Raw genomic sequence first — 3,673 nt, forward strand, 5'->3', positions numbered from 1 at the left:
TTGCAGAGTTGACTCTCGTGCGAAATGTCAAACTGGCATGAAAAAAAGGACTGTACATGAAGGGGGCAGTATGTCATTCTGGCAGGCTGGTTCTGCAGCAGCGACAGGCATCACCGTCTCAGTCCCATTGGATCGGGTGAATGATGCCTGCTGCCAGAAGTGCGCCGAAGATCATGCCGGTGAGAAAAATAACGCGTAAGACCCAGAGGGCACGGGCGGGTCCAAACCATCCGGTCAGACGTTGACCTTTCCGCGTGTTTGCCAGAAACCATTGTTCTTTCAGCAGGCCGAAAAAAGAGAAGACCAGGACGACTCCGCCGATGAGCAGATTTTCCGAGAATGAAAACGGCATTTATGTCGTCTCTTCCGCGTGAGCCAGACGACTTGAAGAATCAAGTTTTGGGAACAGAGCCCAGAACAGGAGAGTCGCAAACAGGGCGATGGCGGCACTACTCAACCAGATACCGGGCCAGTCACGCAACAAACTGATCGAATCACCGTCCAGGTTTTTCTGGGCGAACTCCAGAATTCCTGCCTGTGAGGGAATGTTCCATTGCGAACGCAGCAAAGTGTCTGTTGATGTCGCGGTGAAAAATTTACCGATGGTGCCGCTGATGAATCCGCCGGCGAACATTCCGAGGCCGAAGACAAAGGTCCCGAAAAATGTCTGCATACTGCCACGGACATCAAGGGGAGCGACTTTATCAACATAGATATAAGCGGCGGCCAGAAAGCAGCCAAAGCAGAGCCCGTGCATCGCTTGCCCCACACAGGTGAGGAACAGAGCCGCGGGGAAAAATGCACCGATGGTTGATGCATAGGCGAAGATCAGGCTCCGTAGCAAATACGCCCACAGACCAACCAGCATGACTGTTTTGAATCCGTATTTTTTGATGCCGAATCCGAGTACCGCCATGACCAGAACTTCAAAAACCTGTCCAATCGAGCTGATTCGCTGCTCCCAGGCACCGGTGACATTTCCCTGCTTGAGGATCGCATTCAAAAACGGGCTGTTCCACTGGAAGTAAAATTTGTGGACAATCGAGATGATAAAAGCGACCACTACCAGAACCAGAAAGTGCCGGTACTTGAGCATTCTCAGAACTTTTCCAGGGGCCAGATCTTTTTTATCGCTTTTAACGGGGGGCGTATGAGGCAGCGTCAGCGAGTAGGCCGCCATGAGCAGTCCCGCGACGCCGGCCATCATCAGTACGATGCCACGTCCTGTATTGAGCTCATCCCCTTTGAGATGCGCGAGGAACAGTCCTTCCGCCATCCAGGCCGGGACCACAAATCCGATCGTGCCCCATAAACGGATCAGCGGAAACTCTTTGTCACTGTCTTTCAAATGTTGAAACGTTAAAGAATTGGTGAGCATCATGGTGGGGACATACAGAATCGAATAGAGGACCCCCAGAATGACGACCGGCCAGAAGCTGTTTTGAAAAAACAGCGCCAGCATGATGATGCCGCCCGAGAAGTGACAGAAAGAAAGGACGCGCTCTGTCGCATAATGACGGTCGACAATCTGACCAAAAATAAAGGGGGCCAGTAAAGGCCCCACTGCCAGTGCCGCACCGAAGACCCCAATCTGCATCGCGGAAAATCCGAGCGCTTCAATCAGGTACAGTGTGATGATGGGTAAATAACAGCCTTGCACAAAGTACTGGAGAAACATCATCAGATAGAGACGCAGCTTAAGTGGTTTCTCAGTACTTTCCTGTACCAGATTCTCTGTTCCTGTCATCAACGTAGGACCCTGAACGAAATAAAGTGGGGGAGCAGTGTGAGGTTCTCAGGTTGTGCGACCGGTTTATTTTTCGATGACCCAGATATTTCTGAAGCGAACAGGATTGGAATGATCCTGCAGGAAGAGCGGGCCGGCCATCGCTTCGTCTTTATTGGTCCCTCCGGGAGTCGGTTCATCGATTTCACGGTCATCTTGAACGGTGACGCCATTGTGTTTGACGGTGATTCTGGCTTTGGCAGTTTTGTTGCCGTCTGTGTCATATTTCGCAGACTGGAAGTCGATGTCATACGTCTGCCACGCCAGAGGGGGCAGGCACATATTCACGCTGGGAGCGCCCAGTTTATAGATGCCGCCGCATTCATTGTCCTTGCCTTCGAGGCCGAAGGAGTCCAGGATCTGCACTTCGTATCGCCCCAGCACGTAACAACCGCTGTTGCTTCTTCCCTGGCCGCGCGCCTGAGGCATGAAAGGGAGTTGGAACTCAAGATGCAGATGGCCGTCTTTAAATGTTTTATTACTCGTGACCCCTTCTTTCAGGAGTCCGTCTTCGGTGATACGCCCGTTCTTGAAGTTCTTGACAGTCTTCTCAGCCTGATTTGAGTCGAATAAAACAGTGGCTCCTTCAGGGGCTTGTTTGCCGAGAGTCGGGCTTTTGCGTTCCACTTTGTTGAGGACGCCGACCTTGTTGCCTTCTGCATCGAAGATGGTGATTTTGCCGTCTTCGAGATCGCCCCGGCCGTCTTCAGATTGAAAGCTGATGACAGTTCCGTTTTTTTTGCTGTCGACAGTCACTTTCTTTTCCTGATTCCAGCCATCGCCGGGCAAGCCTCCCGGGTAACCAACGGCCTGAAAGGCTCCTTCGCCTAACGCGATGACCTGAACGCCGTATTTGAGGGGATCATCACTGCCTTCGCCCAGAATACCGGAATATTCACCCTGGATCTGGAAATCGGGACTGGCTTCTTCCACACTGGTCGCCGCCCATTTAGGGGACTTTGTGTCTGCACAGCTAAGCTGGGTAAGAACCAAAAGTACATAGCAGCCAAACAGGGCGCAAATTGGGAACTGCTTCATTGTCTTTCTCCAAAGGTATCTTTTGACTGAAAAGTGGTAGATCAGTAGAGGACAGACAGGAACTCTCAGTCCGTCTGACTTGCGAATTGAGTCTCATTGTGCGAATCAATGATCTGAGATGCAAGTACAGCGGCTCAGGTTTGTGGTTTGATGCGGTATGTGTGTATATTGAAATTAAGTAAAACTTGTGATGGTAGGGTGTTAAAAAATCTTGTAAGATATAAAACTGGAACGTATGAATAAAAGTGAATAAAGTGCGGCGCGGCTTGTGAACCCGATGAAGTGAGTGTCATGAGGTGTCGGCACATTCTGCGATTGATTTTGAGCATTGGTTAACAGCGGAAGAGATTTATGACATCTGACAGAAACAAAAAGATTGCGGCAGATTGCTGGCGGCGGGGAAATGAAGCCCTGTCAAAAGAAAACTGGGATTACTCGATTGAGATGTTTTCCACTGCCGTGAAACTGGATCCAGAAGGACTTCTCTATCGGCAGACCAAACGCGGTGCCGAGCGAAAAAAGTATGGCGATAACAATGCCGGCTCCAAAATGGGGATGCTGAAAATCGCCGGTATTAAAACCAAAATCAAAAATTCCCGCCGTAAAAAAGACTGGGCTTCGGTTGATCAGTACGCGGAAGAAGGGCTGACGCTCAACCCCTGGGATCCCAGTTTAAACGCCGACATGGCGGAAGCCTGTCAAAATCTGGGTTACGAAGATGCCGCCATTTTTGGCTATAAAATGGCGATTGAAAATGATAAGGCACACAAAAGTTATTACACGGAACTGGCAGCACTCCTGGAAGAAAAACAGGAGTTCAAATCGGCCCGGGACTGCTGGGAAATGGCG

3 protein-coding genes and 1 pseudogene are annotated in these 3,673 nt (G+C 50.5%); 1 reads left to right on the forward strand and 3 read right to left on the reverse strand.

Translation table 11 applies throughout. The features are described 5' to 3' along the window. Window positions 1–118: 118 nt before the first annotated feature. From Q0294_RS10855 to Q0294_RS10865, 3 genes are all read right to left on the reverse strand, one after another. A complete protein-coding gene (locus Q0294_RS10855) occupies window positions 119–352 on the reverse strand; it encodes a hypothetical protein (RefSeq protein ID WP_299464710.1) in 234 nt (77 codons plus the stop codon). Continuing rightward, a complete protein-coding gene (locus Q0294_RS10860) occupies window positions 353–1,747 on the reverse strand; it encodes an MFS transporter (RefSeq protein ID WP_299464713.1) in 1,395 nt (464 codons plus the stop codon). A gap of 66 nt (window positions 1,748–1,813) precedes the next feature. After that, window positions 1,814–2,824, reverse strand: a complete 1,011-nt coding sequence (locus Q0294_RS10865) for a DUF1080 domain-containing protein (protein WP_299464716.1) — start codon at window positions 2,822–2,824, stop codon at window positions 1,814–1,816. 351 nt (window positions 2,825–3,175) lie between these two features. Here Q0294_RS10865 and Q0294_RS10870 point away from each other — a divergent pair. Further along, window positions 3,176–3,673: pseudogene (locus Q0294_RS10870) on the forward strand (tetratricopeptide repeat protein); the annotation flags it as partial.

Source organism: uncultured Gimesia sp., from assembly GCF_937919775.1.
Lineage (GTDB): Bacteria > Planctomycetota > Planctomycetia > Planctomycetales > Planctomycetaceae > Gimesia.